The organism is Tistrella mobilis KA081020-065, assembly GCF_000264455.2.
Taxonomy (GTDB): domain Bacteria; phylum Pseudomonadota; class Alphaproteobacteria; order Tistrellales; family Tistrellaceae; genus Tistrella; species Tistrella mobilis.
Window position 1 is genome coordinate 223,909 of the sequence record NC_017966.1, and the last position, 15,637, is coordinate 239,545.

Sequence of the window (15,637 nt, forward strand, 5' to 3'; positions counted from 1 at the left end):
CCGGTGCACTGCTCCGTATTTAATAGCACAGATGCCATCATGGAGAAAGCGATGCCGGGCGAGATGATGAAAGCGGTCAGGATCCACCGTTTCGGCGGTCCCGAGGTTCTGGTTTACGAAGACGTCCCGCGCCCCCGCCCGGGCCCGGGTGAGGCGCTGGTGCGGGTGCATGCGGTGGGGCTCAACCCGCCCGACTGGTATCTGCGCGACGGCTATCGCGCCCTGCCGCCAGAATGGCGTCCCGCGGGCGGCGTCCCGATCATCCCCGGCACGGATATTTCGGGTGTGGTCGCAGGTCTCGGCGAGGGCGTCACCGGCTTCGCCGCCGGCGATGTGGTCTATGCGCTGGTCCGCTTCCCCGAGGGTGTCTTCGGCGGCAGCAACGGTTATGCGCAGTATGTCAGCGTGCCGGCCGCCCAGCTCGCCCCCGGGCCGGCGGGCATCGACCATGTCCAGGCCGCGGCCGCGCCGATGTCGCTGCTCACCGCCTGGCAGTTTCTGGTCGATCAAGGCCATGACGAGCCGAACCCGCTTCAGCCCGCCCGCCATGAGCCGGTGTCGCTCGACGGCCGCCGGGTGCTGATCAACGGTGCCGCCGGGGGCGTCGGGCATTTCGCCCTTCAGATCGCGAAGCTGAAGGGGGCGCAGGCGATTGCGGTCGCCTCCGCCCGGCACAAGGCGCTGCTTCGCGATCTGGGTGCCGATCAGGTCATCGACTACCGCGCGACCCCGCCGGAAGATGTCGTCCGGGATCTCGATCTGGTGGTCGATGCCGTGGGCGGGCCGGCCACCGGTCGGTTTCTCAAGACCCTGAAGCCCGGCGGCGCCCTGTTCCCGATCTTCCCTTTGGGCTTCGACGGGGCGGCAGAGGCCGCGCGGCAGGGCATCACCGTCTCCGCCACCCAGGTCCGCTCCAGCGGTGCCCAGCTGCGGCAGCTGGCGCCGCTGCTGAGCGACGGCCGTATCCGCGCGGTCATCGACAGCACATATCCCCTGGCAGATGTCCACAAGGCGCATGAGCGTGCGGAGCGCGGCCACATTCAGGGCAAGATCGTGCTCACCGTCGACTGACCCGCCGGGTGCGCGCGGCTCAATCCAGCCCGGTCTTGCCCGGTGCCCAATAGGCCTTGGCGCGGATCCGTGCCGCGGGCACGCCGATCGTCTTCAAGGCCCGGCTCATCCGCTGGATCGACGAGGCCTTGCCGGTCAGCGCGAAGCGGACCCGCCGGGCGGCGAGGCGGGTCAGTTCGGCCTCCGCCACCGCCAGATGGGTGTCCCCGGCCTGCCGGCCGATCACCCGCGCGCCGTTGAGCCCCATGCGCGCCAGCACCAGCCGGGATGCGGCCACGTCCGTCACTTCGAACAGATGTCCTTCGGCATCGCCTTCGGCGCCGAGCGAGGCTGCGAGCGCGAACGATGTCTCGTCGCCGAACACCACCACCGGCCCCCCGGCGCCCGTCAGATCCAGCGAGCGGCGCGGGCCGAAGACGTGGCACCCGGCGCCGGCCGTCAAAGCGGCCGCCCAGCGGCTGCCCGGTGCCGCGCCCGACGCCGCATCCTGGTCGTGAAGATAGGCCAGCAGCTGTGTCCGCCCGGCGGCGGCATCCCAGAAAATCGGGGTATAGGTCCGGGCGGTCATGCCGGTTCCCATCGCCACCTGCAGCTTCTGGCCGATGGTCCAGGCGACATCCTTCAGCGCCGTCCCCTCCAGCGTGATCAGCCGGAAGTGCGGCGACAGCGTCTCCACCGCGGCGACCCGTGCCGGGCGCATGAACCAGCTCTGCAGGGTGCGGGCGATCCGGCCGGGCTGCGGTACGGCATCGGTGCGCGGTTCGAAGGTCGAGGTCATGGCAGGGCTCCTGTGGTCGGGCGTCGATCTTGGCGTCGGGCGCCGATCTTGGCGTCAGAGGCAAGATAGGCAGCCCCGGCGCTGACCACATTCGTTCAAACAGACAAAATCTTGCGATATCCGGTCAATCCGCACCGTTCCCATCCTGCCGCCGCCGCTCGGCCAGATAGCGTGCCGGCGGCTTGCCCAGCGCCTTGCGGAACATGGTCACGAAGGCGCCGGCGCTTTCATAGCCAAGCTCCTGCGCCACGCTTTGCACGGCGGCGCCCTGATCCAGCCGTTGCAGCGCGATCAGGATATGCAGCTGCTGGCGCCAGCGGCCGAAGCTCAGCCCGGTTTCGCGCGTCAGCGCCCGGGTCAGCGTGCGCGGGGCGGCGGCCATGCGCTTGCCCCAGGCCTCGATCGTCGCACGGTCGGCCGGATCGGCCATCAGCGCGGCCGCGATACGGCGCAGCCGCGGATCCTGCGGCATGGGAAAATTCAGCTGCTCCACCGGTGCCCGGGCCAGCTGGTCCAGCAGCACGGTCGCGATCCGGCCGTCGGGCCCGTCTTCGTCATACATCACCGGCATGTGGGCCGCGTGCCGCAGCAGCTGTTCCAGCAGTGGTGAGACCGCCACCGTGCAGCAGCCGGCGGGCAGGGCCGGCGCGGCATCGGGGTCGACGAACAGGCAATAGATCTCCACCGCACCGCTGAGCGCTGCGCTGTGGGGCATGCCGCCGGGAATCCAGACGGCACAGCGCGGCGGCACGATCCACACCCCGTCATCGGCCTCGCAGCGCACGATGCCCCGCAGGGTGAAGATCAGCTGGGCCTTGCGATGAAAATGGACGCCCATTTCCTTAAGCCCCATCCCGGCCACCAGGTCGGCGCCGATGGCGGTGATCGCCCGCGGCACCTCTTCGGGCGAGAATCCGGCCTTCTCGACGGGGTCGGGCGCATGATCGAAACGGTAGAAGGGCATCGCCGTCTCCGCTCAGCCGGGCCGGTGGCCGCGGATCACATCCAGCTCGGCCCGCGTCGCCACGATCCTGACCGCGATCGCACCGCCGCGGCCGCGGATGTCCAGCACCCGATGACCGATCCGCCCCAACTCGGCCGGTCCCGGGCCCCGGCCGCCGGCCACCACCCCCGCCACCGTCGCCTCCGACAGGATCAGCGTGCAGCGCTCGGCCTTGGTCGCCTCTTCCAGCCGGGCCGCGACATTGCCGGTATCGCCCAGAAACTGGATCGGCCGCGGGGCGGTCACGCCGGTGGTGCCCACAACCGAAGGGCCAAGATGTACGCCAATTCCGATACGAAGTGGCGCATCCAGCTCATGCCGCAGTTCGGCCGACAGCGCTTCCACCCCATCCCAGATCGCCGCCGCCGCGGCCAGCGCCGCCCGGCAGGTGGCCGGCACGTCGTCCACCGGCCCGGTGCCGCCGAACACGCTCATTACCCCGTCGCCGGCGATGCCGGTCACCCGGCCGCCGGCGGCGGTGACCGCCTCGGTCACCACATCGACATAGCGCTCGATCAGATAGAGCGCGTCATAGGCGGTGCGTTCGGCGGCAAGCCGGGTGGAGGCGCGCAGATCGGTGAACAGCGCCACCACCATGGCCTCGCGGGCATGGCCGACCAGCCCGGCGGCGCCGGTGCGATCCTCGACCATGGCTCCGGTGAAGCGGGCACCGGGGGGGATCAGCGGCTGCACGGTCAGATCGCTCGGCGGCCTGAGCTGGCAGGCCAGGCGCACATCCCCGGGCGCCCGGATCCGGCGCAGCATCTCCGCCTCAACCGCCCGGGGCGGCGGCAGCTGGTCGCGGCCGTCCAGCACCCGCACCCGGCAGGTGGAACAGCGCCCCTGGCCGCCGCAGATCGCGGCATGGGGGATGCGGGCGCTGAGGCTGGCTTCCAGCACGCTCCAGCCCCGCGGCACCGTCACCACGGTCTCGCCGCCATCGGCGGCGGCCGGGCCGGCATAGCGGATGCGCACCGCGCGGAAATGCCGGGCATGGCCGTCGCGCAGCAGCCGCCCGGCCAGAACCCCGCCGACCAGCAGCACCCAGGCGCCGGTCAGGCATTCGACCCAGGGGCCAAGGCCTGCGCGGGCCGCCGCCGCCACCTCGGGTGCGACCGCGGTCATCCGGGCAAGTTCGGGGTCGCCTGCGGCGGCGCGGGCCTGGATATCCGCCCCGGCGATGGCGATGCCGATCACCGCCAGCACCGGCACCAGGCAGGCGGCGACCAGCAGCAGATGCGACCTTGCCATGAACCAGGTCTTGAACCGCAGCCAGCGGTAGAGCCCGATGCAGCCATGCACCCAGACCACGACCAGCAGAAGCAGTTGCAGAAACAGGTTGATGCCGGCCTCGGGCAGCCAATAGCCGGCGAGCAGCCGCCAATAGCTGTCGTCCAGCCCATAGAGCATCTCGCCCAGCCGCACGCTGACGGCATGGCGGATCACGATCAGCGGGATCAGCAGCCCCAGCCCCAGCTGCCAGGCTTCCACCGCCGACATGCGCAGATGCCGCCGCCGCCACAGGGCGTGCAGCCCCAGCGCCGCATGCACGGTGAAGGCGCCATAAAGCGCGGTATGGCCGATCCAGCCCTTCCAGGGCACCAGCAGCACCCGGCTGGTCGCCTCCATGGCCGGCGCCGTCAGGATGCCCGAAGCGTGGGTCAGAAAGTGACAGCTTGCATAGAGGAAGAGGATGATGCCCGATATGATGCGCAGCCGGGCCAGAACCGGCGCGGGCGGCCGCATGGCGCCACCATCGCCGGCCCCGGCATCCCTGCGCGCCCATCGGCCAGCCCACCATCGGCCCAACGCCCATCGGCCAGCAGACCACGGGAAAGATATGCGACCCAGCATGGTCAGACGCACCGACCCCCGTTCCGCCAGGGATAGCCTGGCACGTATCCCTCTGTTCGCGGCGCTGTCGCCCGACCAGATCGCGGCACTCGATGCCGCCTGCAGCTGGCGGCGGGTGGATGCCGGCGCGGCGATCATAGATCATCAGGACGACGGAACCGATGTTTTCTTCGTCGTCCACGGCCATGTCCGGGTGATGATCCGCCAGCCCGGCGGGCAGAGCGTCATTCTGCGCGACATCGGCGACGGCGAGTTTTTCGGCGAACTGGCGGCGATCGACGGCCAGCCGCGCTCTGCCGGCATCCAGGCGGTCACCGCCGCCACAGTCGCCCGGATGCCTGCGGCCACCTTCCGCCGCGCGATCCACGACCATCCCCCGGTCGCAGACCAGGTTCTGGGCCTGTTGGCGGGGCAGGTGCGGATGCTGGCGACCCGCGTCACCGAATTCTCCACCCTCAACGTCCGCCACCGGCTCTATGCCGAATTGCTCCGCCAGTCCCGCCCGGACCCGCGCGAGCCCGCCCATGCGATCATCTCGCCACCGCCGATCCAGGCCGACCTGGCCGCCCGGATCAGCTCGCACCGCGAAGCCGTCTCCCGCGAACTCGCAGCCCTCACCCGCGCCGGCCTCCTCGACCGCCGCCGCGGCGCCCTGGTCCTGCTCGACCCCGCCCGCCTGCGCCAGCTGGTTGAAGAGGCTTATGCGGGGGGGTGAGGGAGTATCTCGGGACGGCGGATCAGAACCGGCCGCTTCTCGCCTGTTCCGGGGACGTCCTCGAATGCCGGATGGCGGCGCCTGCGTGACAGGATCCGGTGCAGTTTGTCGCGGGTTTCAGGGGTGACACCGTCGGCGCAGCGCCCCGCGACATCCTCCAGAACTTTCCGCGCCCGGGCATCGGCCAGCACCATGTGCACATGGCGGGCCTCTTCGGGTGTCAGATGATCGTCGAGCGTGACCAGCTCCATGGGGGCGAGTCCGGCGAGCAGCTTTGCCTGAAGCTCGACCTGGCCGCCGAGCATCAGCTCCAGAAGGCGGGGCGGTGGTGCGAACCAGCCGCCCACACCCCAGGAGGTGAATCGCTGACGCCAGCTTCGCTGCGGGGGTGTCGTGGTGGTCCCGATGGTGACGATGCGCTGGGCATTGAAGGGGATGCGGAATCTCTGCGACAGATCATGAGCGGCCAGCAGGGCAGGGCCGTTGGCGACGAGGGCACCATCTGCGTAGTGGTGATCCCCGATCTTGTGGCGTGGCAGATAGGTCGGTGCGGCGGCCGAGGCCAGCACCACATCGACAACAGAGATATGTGCCTGATCCGGATCGTAACTGCGGAAGATCTCGGGCTTTCCCAGGCTCTCGTTGATTGTCGGGATCAACAGGGCATGGTCCAGATCGCCGAGCCGCCTGTCGCCCAGAATGGCGGTCAGAATGTCGCGGAGCGGCTTCGGCGAGAAGCGGGCGCCGAGGATACCCGGCGCGGTCGCCAGAATCTTCCGCCTCGGGAAGATTTTCTCCCCGTTCTGCTGCATGATCCTCGCAATCGCCGATGCCGTCAGTCCGGCGGCAAGGCCGGCGGCGATGATTGAACCTGCCGACGTTCCGGCAAGCAGGTCGAAATGTCCGGCCACGGAGGCCCCGGGCTGGCGGCCGGGTATCATCTCCTCGATCCGGCACGCCATGAGCGCCGAGAAATAGGCAAGGAAGCCGCCGCCCTGGAAGGCGAGAACACTTGCGGTCGCCGGATCCCCGGCGTCAATCGGTCCAGCGGGCGGTGACATGAAGGCCGGACCTCGACAGTTTCTCCATCATCTTCCGATCATTTGGTCCGTCCTGAAGCAGCAGCTCCGCATCCTGGACACGGCAGATGGCGATGGTCTGAAGGAGATGCGGATAGACCTCAGGGAGGATGGCGCGGAGCCTGGACAGGAGCAGCAATTCGTTCCGGCCGACCGTGAACAGCAGATAGCGCGGTGGCGGAATGGCGAGACCGGAGGCCGGGTTGCCGACGGTATGGTCGAGCAGTTCCTGCAGGCGGCTCTCGAACCGGAGGCGGTCTTCCGGCGCGGCGGTTGCGGCCAGATCCGCCACGAAGGCCAGGGCAGGGGCCGCAAGGGCGATGCGCTCGGATGTGTTGGCGGCAAGAAATCTCAGCGCGGGATGCTGCCTGCTGCCATCGACGATCTGCATCGTCTCCTTCGGCCCCGGCAGGATCATAAACCCCGCTCCGGCTTCGGTAAGATGACGGGGCGGCCGAGCACATCGGCGAGAGACGGCATCTCATAAGACAGGGACGGCGGATTTGCCGCCAGCGCATGCGGCGGCCCGTCATGTGCCAGGTGCTCGTAAAGATCACCCGCCGTCGCCAGCTTGGGCTGGAGCGTGGTCACAAGGGCGTCGATCAGCAGGGCCAGGCGGTCGCGGCCGATCAGCACGGCTTCCGGGTCGTCGCCTCTGGTTTCGGTCAGGCCGAGAGGCCCGGTCTTGTCCAGATCCGCCAGAACCCGGCCGGGATCGCGTTCGAATTCGGCCAGCGTCAACCGCCGGTCCTGCCGCGTGTTGTAGAGGTCGAGAAGGATCCGTGCGATCCGGACCAGTCCTTCGCCGGCGGGCCCTTGTGCCAGTTCCCGCAGCCGGGCCAGATCGATCCGGCGTGCGGCCGCAGCGAGCGTGTCGTCAGGCTCTGCCATATCGCCCCCCCCGGCTGTCGTTACCACTTGCGATGATATGGGGGTTTCAGGCGTGCGATCAATCGCTTGCGGCGATCCTGCCCCTGCTTTGTTCCTATCCCGCCTCCACCCGATACCGCCCCGGGCTCTGGCCGGTCCATTTGCGGAAGGCGCGGTGGAAGGAGCTGGGGTCGGCGAAGCCGGCCGCGGCGGCGGCGTCGGCGACCGAGGCGGCGGGGTCGCGGAGGACGTCGATGGCGATGTCCAGGCGCAGCGCGTCCTTGATCGCCCGGTAGCTCTGGCCCTCGGCCGCCAGGCGGCGGTGCAGCGTGGCGGTGGAGATGCCGAAGGCGGCGGCCAGGCTGTCGATATCCGGCCAGTCGTCGGGGTGCAGGCCGCGCAGATGGTGGCGCACCCGCACCAGCCAGGCATCGGCATTGCGATAGCGCACCAGAATATTGCCCGGCGCCTGTTTCAGAAAGCGGGTCAGGGACCGGCGCGAGCGGTCGATCGGCAGGTCCAGCAGCTCGGCATCGAAGACCAGGCGGCTGTCGGGTTGGCCGAAGCGCAGATCGTTGCAGAACAACCGTCGGTAATCGTCGGTATAAGCCGGCACCCGTGCGCGGACATCGATCCAGCGGATCGGGATCCGCCGGCCGACCAGCCAGCAGGCGGCGCCATGCAGCATCAGCCAGATGGTGAAATCGGCGAAGGCGCGCGGCGGGGGCAGGGGCGCCCCGCCGGTGGGGCGGCGGCCGCGCATCACCAGCTGGGCATGGGCGCCATGGCGCAGCAGGCGCAGGTCGATATCGTCGAAGACCAGCATCATGAACCGGGTCATGATCCGCAGTGCCGCGCCCAGATCCGGCGCCTCGCGCGCGGTGGCGCACATGAAGCCGAAGCTGCCGCGCTTCATCCGCCGCCGGTTCATCGCGAAGAATTCATCGTCCAGCAGCCGGGTCAGCCCGCGCCACAGCCGGGCATAGGTTTCGGCATCCACCCGCGCCCCCGGCCGGGTCAGGGCGACCGGGTCGATGCCGGCCGATCGCAGCACCGGCCCGGTATCCAGCCGCAGCCGATGGGCGCCTTCCAGGGCTTCCGCCACCAGATGGGCCGAAATCGTGCCGGCCGGGACATCGCCCTCGCCCGTGTTCCGTTGTCCGGATCCGTTGTCCGTGGTCATGCGTCCCGCCGGCCCTTCGCCCGCCCCCTGTCCTGTGGGTCAGGGGATAAACCGGAAGTCGCCCGGGGTAAAGCAGGCAGTGCGCATTGCGACCCCGGATCACCCGCCCTCGGGTGTGGCGCCGCCTGCGGGCCAGGCGGCGAGGGCCTGTTCGGCGATCGCCTCCAGCTTCTCCCGACTGAACCCCGCCTTGGCCTGCACCGCCATGCCATGAAGCGTGGTCAGCAGGAAGGCGGCGAGCACGTCGGGTCGGGCGCCGGATGGCAGGTCGCCCGCGGCCTTCGCCCGCTCGAAGCGGGCGCAAAGCTGCGCCTCGCCGGCGGCGCGGGCCTCGATCAGCATCTGCCGCACCGGCTCCGCATCGTCCGACCCGGCCAGCACCCCGTTGATCCCCAGGCAGCCGGTATGCTCGGGATGACGGGTGTTGAGGTCGATGGCGCTGAACAGGATATGCCGTGCCACTTCCCGGGCGGTCGGCAGGTTCAGGGCGGCCGGAATGTAGTCCAGATGACGTTCGTAATAGCGGGCCAGTGCCTTGCGGAACATCTCTTCCTTGTTGCCGAAGGCCGAATACAGCGCCGGCCGCTCCACCCCGGCCGCCCGGGTCAGGTCGGTATAGGACGCGCCTTCATAGCCCTTCTGCCAGAACACGCACATCACGGCGTCCAGCGCCTCGTCCATATCGAATTCGCGACGGCGCCCCATCAGCCCGGTCCGGAAATGATCATCGGCTGCATCCTAAGGCGCTTGACAGCTCCTGTCCATATTTCATACCAATCGTTATCATAATGATTAGTATGAAATGAAGCGCTCTCTGGAGCGCCGGAAACGGAGGTCTCATGTCGAAGATGTCAGCTTCGAAGATGTTGGCGGGCAGGGTGGCGCTGGTCACCGGCGGGTCCCGCGGCCTGGGCGCCGCGGTGGCGCGGGCGCTGGCTGATCAGGGGGCGGATGTGGCGATCAGCTATGTCGCCTCGGCCGACAAGGCTGCGGCGGTGGTGGCCGATCTGACGGCGCAGGGCGTGCGCGCGGCGGCCTTCCGCAGTGATCAGGCCGATACCGCCGCGGCGGCACCGTTGATCGGCCGGGTGATGGCCGAATTCGGCCGGCTCGACATTCTGATCAACAATGCCGCGATCTCGGTGCTGGGCCAGATGGTGGACGATCCGGCCGCCGACACGGCGCGGCTCGACCGGCTGTGGCAGATCAATCTGGCCGGCGCGGTCGCAACCACGCGCGCCGCGGCGCCGGTGCTGTCGGATGGCGGCCGGATCATCTTCATCGGCTCGGCGCTCGGCAGCCGTGTGCCCTTCCCAGGCGTCGCCGACTATGCCGGCAGCAAGGCGGCGATCGCCGGCTATGCCCGCGGGGCGGCGCGTGATCTGGGGCCGCGCAACATCACGGTCAATGTCGTCCAGCCGGGCATCATGCCCACCGACATGGCGGCAGAGGTGGGCGACAGCGTGCCCGACGCCCTGATGGACCTGCACCCCATCCGCCGGATCGCGACGCTGGACGAGGTCGCGGGCCTGGTCTGCTTCCTGGCCGGGCCCCATGGCGGCTACATGACCGGCGATGTGATCGACATCGCCGGCGGCATTCAGGTCTGAGACGCCCCGCGCCTTGCCGCCGATGCGGCATAGGTCACCCGCCGCAGCCGGTTCAGCTCTCCCAGCGGCCGGTGGGCGGCAAGGGCGTTCCAGGGGGTGAAGGCGGTGTCGCGGCCGCGCCCGGGTTCCACCGGCTGGGGTGGTAGCTCCAGCCGGGCCACGGTCGTGAACGGCCCGGTCCAGCGGGCGATGCCGTCATCCAGCGATTCGTGCTCGCCCTGGCGGGGCTGGATCAGGAAATCGAAGCCGATCGGCCCGCGGGCGAAGGCCTTGCGCAGCCGTTCGGCGAAGCTGCCGCCGCGCACATTCCGCCAGGCGGCATCCGGCCGGCACTGAAACTTCATCGCCCCCGCGCCCAGCGCGAAGGGCGCCACCGAATGATAGATCCGCCCGGCCAGATCGCGCCCCTTCAGGTGGTTGCGCAGCGTGTCGGCCATCATCTGCAGATAGTGCAGGCGCAGCCGCCCGCGCGGCATCACGGCGCCGGGCAGCAGCATGCGGCCAAGCGTCGGCTTCAGATGGCCGTCGATCGCCCGGAACAGCACCAGCGCATCGGCGGCATCGCGCATCGCCGGGGTCGGCTGGTCGACCATCACGAAATCCTGCCGGCCCTCAGGCGCGCCCTCGCAGACCTCCCCCGCGATGCCCGACACGGCGATCGCCATCCCGCGCGCATCCGGCAGCCGTTCATCCGGCAGGAGCCCGCCCGAGAACCGCACCAGGGCCTTATACTGCCCTGGCCGGGCGAACAGCCCCGCGGCCAGGGCCGGATCTGCGGGCGGCGTGACGGTGAACACGGCGTCCAGGCAGGCATGTTCCAGCTCGTGAAAGGTTCGTGGCAGCGACCCGTCCGGGCGCGGCAGCTGAAAGGTGCGGTGGAAAATCGTGACCAGCTCGTCGCCGGTCGCATCCAGCGGGCAGCGGGGTGCGTCTGCGGGCAAGGGCGCATCCTCCGGTCGGTCGGTGGGTGATCCATATCCCCGATCCTGACCGTCCGGCGGCCTGGACGCAACCGTCAGCCGCAGTCGCCGCGGCCGGGCAGGGGGCAGAGCGTGCCGCAATCGGCAAAACCCTCCAGCTGATAGCGCAGGCAGCAGATTTTGCGGCGGAACGCGCCCTCCCCGGGCTGCACCTCGTCCGGCGGACGCCTGGTCAGCATGCCCTTCAGCGGGTTGACCAGCCCGTCCGCGATCCGGTCGTGGTCCAGCAGACGGGTCCGGGCGCGGGCGGCAAGGGTGGCATCGCCGCGGATCTCCGCGCCAACCCCGGCGGCCCAGGCCAGGATCGAAGCGGCATTGCACCACAGCAGACGCGGCGATATCCGCCCCGCTTCGGCAAGGCGGTCGAAGACCGGCAGCAGGTGATCGCTGATCAGGCTGTCGATCACCTCCAGCGGATCGCCTGCCGGGACGAGTTGGTGATCGGCCGCGATCCGGAAGCCGCAGGGCTGGCCGGTCGGATCGCAGGCGATCCGGCAGGTGTCGGGGGTGATCGGCAGCCGCCTCCCGGCGAGCATCGCCGCCGCCACCACCGGTACGCCGACCACGCCGCAGTAATACTGGCTCCACATCGATGCCGCGGCCCGCCTTGTGGCCGGGACGGCGGCCGGACCGCAGCGGCGGGTGAGGATTTCCGTCAGATCCGGGCGGGCCAGCAGTTCGGCCGCCGTCGGTGTCGGCACCGCCGGATCATCCGCGGCCAGCACGCCCGACAGATAGGTGAAGCTGCCGGTGAAGCAGCCCTGCAGCGCCGCGATCATGGTCATCTTCCCTCCCGCGGGCTGCGGCCCAGCAACAGGATCAGCCAGGGTCCGCCGATCAGGGCCGCCATCAGCCCCGCCGGCACCTGATAGGGCGCCAGGATCATCCGTCCCGCCTGATCGGCCGCGATCATGATCGCGGCGCCGGCAATTACCGCGGCCAAAATCTGGCCGCGTGCGCGGCCGAACCCGGAGAGCCGGGCCAGATGCGGAGCGATGACGCCCACGAAGCTCAACGGTCCGACCAGAGCGGTGGCGGCGGCGGTGGCGAGGCAGACCAGCAGCAGGGCCAGCGCCCGGACGGGTGTCACGGCGAGCCCCACCCCCCGGGCGACATCGGGGCCGAGCGCCAGCAGGTCGAGCGGCCGGGCCATGGCGAGAGCAAGAGCCGGCAGCAGCACGGCACCCGCCGCCGCGGCCATCGCCTGGTCGGGTGCGACACCCCAGGTGGAGCCGGCCATCCAGGCCATCAGCCCGGCCATGCGCGGGTCGCCGCTTGCTGCCGCCACCGCCACCAGCGCGGTGCCGGCGGTGCCGATCGCGACGCCGGCCAGCAGCAGCCGTTCGGGGGCAAAGCGGCTGCGGGCGGCGCTGGCCATGACCAGAGCGAGGGCGGCTGCCGCTCCCGCGGCACCGGCGGCCAGCCGCGCGGGGCCGCTGCCGCCACCGGCCAGGAACAGGGTGGAAAGCACCGTTGCCAGGATCACGCCCGAGGTCAGGCCCAGCACTTCGGGCGAGGCCAGCGGGTTGCCGGTCAGCCGCTGCAGCACCGCCCCGGTCATGCCCAGCAGACCGCCTGCCGCCAGCGCCGCCACCACACGCGGCCAGCGCCAGGGCAGCAGCACCTCCAGATCGGCCCCGGTCGCCAGATGCAGGCCGTCGGCGCCGCGGCCGACCAGCAGACCGGTCAGCGCCAGGCCCAGGGCGGCCAGGCCGATGGCCAGGAAGATCCGACCAGGGCGCCAGGTGCGACTGTCGGGGGCCGGGGTCTCCGGTGGTGGCGCCACTGGTGACGGCGCCTGCGGCAACCAGCCGCGGCGGCCGAGCAGCACCATCAGCAGCGGCGCGCCCAGCACCGCGGTTAAGGCTCCGGTCGGCAGCATCGGCCCGTCGAGCATGCGGCCGAGGGCGAGGGTGATCTCGTCGGCAAGCCAGAGCAGCGCGGCACCGGTGGCGGGGGCCGCCAACAGCCGGGGGCCGAGGCGGGTGACGCCCGCCAGCCTGACCAGGGCCGGGGCGGCAAGGCCCACGAAGCCGATCACCCCCACCGCGGCCGAGACAGAGGCGGAGACCGCGACCGCAAGGCCCAGCGCCAGCAGCCGCAGGCGGGCGGTCCGCACCCCCAGCCCCTGCGCGCCGGTCTCGCCCAGGTCGAGCAGGGCGAGCGGCCGCAGCAGCAGCCCGGCCGCGAGCGCCGCGAGGACCAGCCGCACCGCCAGGGTTTCTGCCGCAGACCAGCCGTCCTGGACCAGCGAGCCGCTGCCCCAGATCAGCACTGCGGTCAGATAATCGTGATTGAACACGGTCAGGAAGCCGGTGGCGGCGCCGCAGATCAGCGTCACGATCAGCCCGGCCAGCACCACCCGGACCGGTGCCGCCCCGCCGCGGCCGCCGATCGCGAGCGTAAGCCCGATCGCCGCCGCCGATCCGGCCAGGGCCACCATCTCCCGCCCCGCGCCCAGCAGGGACGGCGCCGTCAGGGTCGCCAGGGCCAGCGCCAGATGGGCGCCGGCCGAAACGCCGAGCGTCGAGGGGTCGGCGACGGGATTGCGCAGCACCTGCTGGAACACGGTGCCGGCCAGGCCGAGCAGGGCGCCCGCCAGCAGCGCCACCGCGATCCGCGGCAGGGTGCCGGCCAGGATCATCACCCGGTCGATCCCCGCGGCGGGCAGAAACCCCGAAGCCGGCAGCAGGGGCACGAGCCCCGCCCAGGCGAGGCCGGCCGCGGCCAGCAGCGGCAGAAGGGTGAGGCAGAGCAGCGGGCGCGAGGGCAGCGGCATCATGGCAGATAGCTCATCGGCCGGCCGGAAACCGGATGTGGCATCACCCCCAGTTCCAGCCCGTAGATCCGGCGCAGCATCTCCGGTTGCAGGATGTCGCAGGCCCCGCCGCTGGCGACGATCCGGCCTGCATCCAGCGCCACGATGCGGTCGGCGAAGCGGGCGGCCATGTCGACATCGTGCAGCACCATCACCACCGCCAGGCCGCGATCCCGGGCAAGGCTGCGGACCAGGGTCAGCACCTCCACCTGATGGGCCACATCCAGGGCCGCGGTCGGCTCGTCGAGCAGCAGCACCGATGCCTCCTGGGCGAGCGCCATGGCAAGCCAGGCCCGCTGACGCTCGCCGCCCGACAGCGCGTCGACCTCGCGATCGGCCAGGGCGTCGAGCCCGGTGCCGCCCAGGGCGCGGCCGATCGCGGCCGCATCTTCGGCGCTGCGCCGGCCCAGCGCGCCGTGATGGGGGTAGCGGCCGAAGGCGGCCAGTTCACGCACGGTCATGCTGGGTGCCGGCGGCAGGGTCTGGGGCAGATGGGCGACCAGCCGCGCGAACCGCCGGGGTGGAATGCGGTGGATCGGTGCCCCGCAACAAAGCGCCTGACCCCGGTCGGGCCGGCGGATGCCGGCGGCAAGCCGGATCAGCGTGCTCTTGCCCGATCCGTTGCGGCCGATCAGGGCCACGACCTCGCCGGCCCCGATCTCCAGATCGGCATCGGTCAGGATGCTTCGGCCATCGGCCAGAACGGTGGCGCGGCTGATTTGCAGAAGTGGAGCGGTCATCCGGCCTCCCTTCGACCGGCGTCACTGGCGTCACTGGCACCGGTCAGGGCATCCGCCAGCTGGTCGGCGAAGCGGGCCATGGTCGGCAGGGCGCCGAAATACCAGAACGGACCGATCCGCCGGGCACGGCCGGCGGCGACCGGCGGCAAGGCCTGCCAGATGGTCGAGGCCCCGGTGGTCCAGCCGGTTTCGGTCACCGGCAGATCGGCATAGATCAGCCGGCAATCCGGCAGCGCCGCCAGCCGGTCGATGCCGATGGCGGTATAGCCCCAGAAGCTGCCCGGGCCGGTCCAGGCCGGTGTCAGCCCCATCCGGGCCATCACCGCCGCAATGAAGCCGTTGCGGTCGGCGATCCAGCCATGGCGCGGGTCCTGAAAGATGAACACGGCGACCGGCAGCCGGCGCAAGCCCTCGCCGACCCGGGCGGCGGCGGCATCGATCCGGGCGAGGGCCCGCGCGATTGCCGGCTCGGCGGCTTCGGCCCGGCCGAGCCTCTCACCCAGATCGCGGGTCACCTGGCAGGCTGCATCCAGCGGTGCGCCGTCGCCGGTATAGATCGACCCCTCCCAGACCGGCGCGATGCGGGCCAGCGCCGGCCCGATCGTCTCTGCCTGACCGTGGCCGGTGACGATCAGATCGGGGCGGAGCAGCAGCAACCGTTCCAGATCGGGCTGGGTCATCAGGCCCAGATCGATCACATCCCCGGGCAGATCCGGATCCTGCGCCCGGTCGCGATACCGGCCCGGCTCGACCATCGCGACCGGCGGCCGTCCGAGTGCCACCGCCGTCTCGGCCATCGCCCAATCCAGCACCGCGATGCGCCGGGGGGCGGGCGTGGCGAGGCGCGGGGCAGCGGCCCCGGCGGCAGGGCCGCCGAGGGCCATGCCGCCGAAGGCCGCCACCCCGCGCAGCATCTGCCGGCGGGAGAGCGACACC

At 70.8% G+C, this 15,637-nt stretch carries 16 protein-coding genes; 3 read left to right on the top strand and 13 right to left on the bottom strand.

Annotated elements, in window-relative coordinates:
* The first annotated feature begins 51 nt into the window (after positions 1 to 51).
* The gene (locus TMO_RS21815) at positions 52 to 1,071 is read left to right on the top strand and encodes an NADP-dependent oxidoreductase (RefSeq protein WP_041607333.1); all 1,020 of its coding nucleotides are present in this window, start codon (positions 52 to 54) and stop codon (positions 1,069 to 1,071) included.
* Between the two features lie 19 nt (positions 1,072 to 1,090).
* On the opposite strand, the gene TMO_RS21820 is transcribed toward TMO_RS21815, so the two are convergent.
* The 3 genes from TMO_RS21820 to TMO_RS21830 all read right to left on the bottom strand — a co-directional run bounded on the left by TMO_RS21820 (position 1,091) and on the right by TMO_RS21830 (position 4,598).
* Positions 1,091 to 1,849: a siderophore-interacting protein gene (locus TMO_RS21820; protein ID WP_014752968.1), complete on the bottom strand. Its 759-nt coding sequence runs from the start codon at positions 1,847 to 1,849 to the stop codon at positions 1,091 to 1,093.
* A 124-nt stretch (positions 1,850 to 1,973) separates the two neighbouring features.
* Positions 1,974 to 2,813, bottom strand: coding sequence for an AraC family transcriptional regulator (locus tag TMO_RS21825; protein ID WP_014752969.1), 840 nt, complete (start codon positions 2,811 to 2,813; stop codon positions 1,974 to 1,976).
* 12 nt (positions 2,814 to 2,825) lie between these two features.
* A complete protein-coding gene (locus TMO_RS21830; protein ID WP_014752970.1) occupies positions 2,826 to 4,598 on the bottom strand; it encodes an adenylate/guanylate cyclase domain-containing protein in 1,773 nt (590 codons plus the stop codon).
* 106 nt (positions 4,599 to 4,704) lie between these two features.
* On the opposite strand from TMO_RS21830, the gene TMO_RS21835 reads away from it, so the two are divergent.
* On the top strand, positions 4,705 to 5,421 hold the full coding sequence (locus TMO_RS21835) for a Crp/Fnr family transcriptional regulator (protein WP_014752971.1): 717 nt from the start codon (positions 4,705 to 4,707) through the stop codon (positions 5,419 to 5,421).
* Here TMO_RS21835 and TMO_RS21840 read toward each other — a convergent pair.
* From TMO_RS21840 to TMO_RS21860, 5 genes are all read right to left on the bottom strand, one after another.
* Positions 5,406 to 6,482, bottom strand: coding sequence for a CBASS cGAMP-activated phospholipase (locus TMO_RS21840; RefSeq protein WP_014752972.1), 1,077 nt, complete (start codon positions 6,480 to 6,482; stop codon positions 5,406 to 5,408). The genes TMO_RS21835 and TMO_RS21840 overlap by 16 nt on opposite strands.
* Positions 6,457 to 6,891, bottom strand: coding sequence for a hypothetical protein (locus TMO_RS21845; protein ID WP_145978359.1), 435 nt, complete (start codon positions 6,889 to 6,891; stop codon positions 6,457 to 6,459). The genes TMO_RS21840 and TMO_RS21845 overlap by 26 nt, the downstream gene beginning before the upstream one ends.
* A 23-nt stretch (positions 6,892 to 6,914) precedes the next feature.
* Positions 6,915 to 7,391 carry a hypothetical protein gene (locus TMO_RS21850; protein ID WP_014752974.1) on the bottom strand — a complete coding sequence of 159 codons (477 nt, stop codon included), beginning with the start codon at positions 7,389 to 7,391 and terminating at the stop codon, positions 6,915 to 6,917.
* A 94-nt stretch (positions 7,392 to 7,485) separates the two neighbouring features.
* The gene (locus TMO_RS21855; protein ID WP_014752975.1) at positions 7,486 to 8,553 is read right to left on the bottom strand and encodes an AraC family transcriptional regulator; all 1,068 of its coding nucleotides are present in this window, start codon (positions 8,551 to 8,553) and stop codon (positions 7,486 to 7,488) included.
* Between the two features lie 99 nt (positions 8,554 to 8,652).
* Positions 8,653 to 9,258 (bottom strand): TetR/AcrR family transcriptional regulator, encoded by a 606-nt coding sequence (locus TMO_RS21860; protein ID WP_014752976.1) that lies wholly within the window; start codon positions 9,256 to 9,258, stop codon positions 8,653 to 8,655.
* Between the two features lie 134 nt (positions 9,259 to 9,392).
* Here TMO_RS21860 and TMO_RS21865 point away from each other — a divergent pair, with 134 nt between their 5' ends.
* Positions 9,393 to 10,163 (top strand): SDR family NAD(P)-dependent oxidoreductase, encoded by a 771-nt coding sequence (locus TMO_RS21865; protein WP_014752977.1) that lies wholly within the window; start codon positions 9,393 to 9,395, stop codon positions 10,161 to 10,163.
* Here the strand turns inward: TMO_RS21865 and TMO_RS21870 are convergent.
* The 5 genes from TMO_RS21870 to TMO_RS21890 all read right to left on the bottom strand — a co-directional run bounded on the left by TMO_RS21870 (position 10,154) and on the right by TMO_RS21890 (position 15,636).
* A complete protein-coding gene (locus tag TMO_RS21870) occupies positions 10,154 to 11,104 on the bottom strand; it encodes a hypothetical protein (protein ID WP_014752978.1) in 951 nt (316 codons plus the stop codon). The genes TMO_RS21865 and TMO_RS21870 overlap by 10 nt on opposite strands.
* Before the next feature lie 74 nt (positions 11,105 to 11,178).
* Entirely contained in the window at positions 11,179 to 11,928 is a 750-nt protein-coding gene (gene fhuF / locus TMO_RS21875; protein WP_145978360.1) for a siderophore-iron reductase FhuF, read from the bottom strand.
* On the bottom strand, positions 11,925 to 13,925 hold the full coding sequence (gene fhuB, locus TMO_RS21880) for a Fe(3+)-hydroxamate ABC transporter permease FhuB (RefSeq protein ID WP_014752980.1): 2,001 nt from the start codon (positions 13,923 to 13,925) through the stop codon (positions 11,925 to 11,927). Before fhuB ends, fhuF begins: the two co-directional genes overlap by 4 nt.
* Complete coding sequence (locus tag TMO_RS21885) at positions 13,922 to 14,701, bottom strand: ABC transporter ATP-binding protein (protein ID WP_014752981.1); 780 nt, start codon at positions 14,699 to 14,701, stop codon at positions 13,922 to 13,924. Before TMO_RS21885 ends, fhuB begins: the two co-directional genes overlap by 4 nt.
* Positions 14,698 to 15,636, bottom strand: a complete 939-nt coding sequence (locus tag TMO_RS21890) for an ABC transporter substrate-binding protein (protein WP_014752982.1) — start codon at positions 15,634 to 15,636, stop codon at positions 14,698 to 14,700. Before TMO_RS21890 ends, TMO_RS21885 begins: the two co-directional genes overlap by 4 nt.
* Between the last annotated feature and the right edge of the window lies 1 nt (position 15,637).

What these genes read in the sequence shown, in the direction of transcription:
- TMO_RS21860 (WP_014752976.1), bottom strand. Translation starts at nt 9,258, where the DNA reads ATGGGGCGCCGTCGCGAATTCGATATGGACGAGGCGCTGGACGCCGTG.
- TMO_RS21830 (WP_014752970.1), bottom strand. Translation starts at nt 4,598, where the DNA reads ATGCGGCCGCCCGCGCCGGTTCTGGCCCGGCTGCGCATCATATCGGGC.
- TMO_RS21820 (WP_014752968.1), bottom strand. Translation starts at nt 1,849, where the DNA reads ATGACCTCGACCTTCGAACCGCGCACCGATGCCGTACCGCAGCCCGGC.
- TMO_RS21835 (WP_014752971.1), top strand. Translation starts at nt 4,705, where the DNA reads ATGGTCAGACGCACCGACCCCCGTTCCGCCAGGGATAGCCTGGCACGT.
- fhuF (WP_145978360.1), bottom strand. Translation starts at nt 11,928, where the DNA reads ATGACCATGATCGCGGCGCTGCAGGGCTGCTTCACCGGCAGCTTCACC.
- TMO_RS21840 (WP_014752972.1), bottom strand. Translation starts at nt 6,482, where the DNA reads ATGTCACCGCCCGCTGGACCGATTGACGCCGGGGATCCGGCGACCGCA.
- TMO_RS21865 (WP_014752977.1), top strand. Translation starts at nt 9,393, where the DNA reads ATGTCGAAGATGTCAGCTTCGAAGATGTTGGCGGGCAGGGTGGCGCTG.
- fhuB (WP_014752980.1), bottom strand. Translation starts at nt 13,925, where the DNA reads ATGATGCCGCTGCCCTCGCGCCCGCTGCTCTGCCTCACCCTTCTGCCG.
- TMO_RS21855 (WP_014752975.1), bottom strand. Translation starts at nt 8,553, where the DNA reads ATGACCACGGACAACGGATCCGGACAACGGAACACGGGCGAGGGCGAT.
- TMO_RS21885 (WP_014752981.1), bottom strand. Translation starts at nt 14,701, where the DNA reads ATGACCGCTCCACTTCTGCAAATCAGCCGCGCCACCGTTCTGGCCGAT.
- TMO_RS21845 (WP_145978359.1), bottom strand. Translation starts at nt 6,891, where the DNA reads ATGCAGATCGTCGATGGCAGCAGGCAGCATCCCGCGCTGAGATTTCTT.
- TMO_RS21850 (WP_014752974.1), bottom strand. Translation starts at nt 7,391, where the DNA reads ATGGCAGAGCCTGACGACACGCTCGCTGCGGCCGCACGCCGGATCGAT.
- TMO_RS21825 (WP_014752969.1), bottom strand. Translation starts at nt 2,813, where the DNA reads ATGCCCTTCTACCGTTTCGATCATGCGCCCGACCCCGTCGAGAAGGCC.
- TMO_RS21815 (WP_041607333.1), top strand. Translation starts at nt 52, where the DNA reads ATGCCGGGCGAGATGATGAAAGCGGTCAGGATCCACCGTTTCGGCGGT.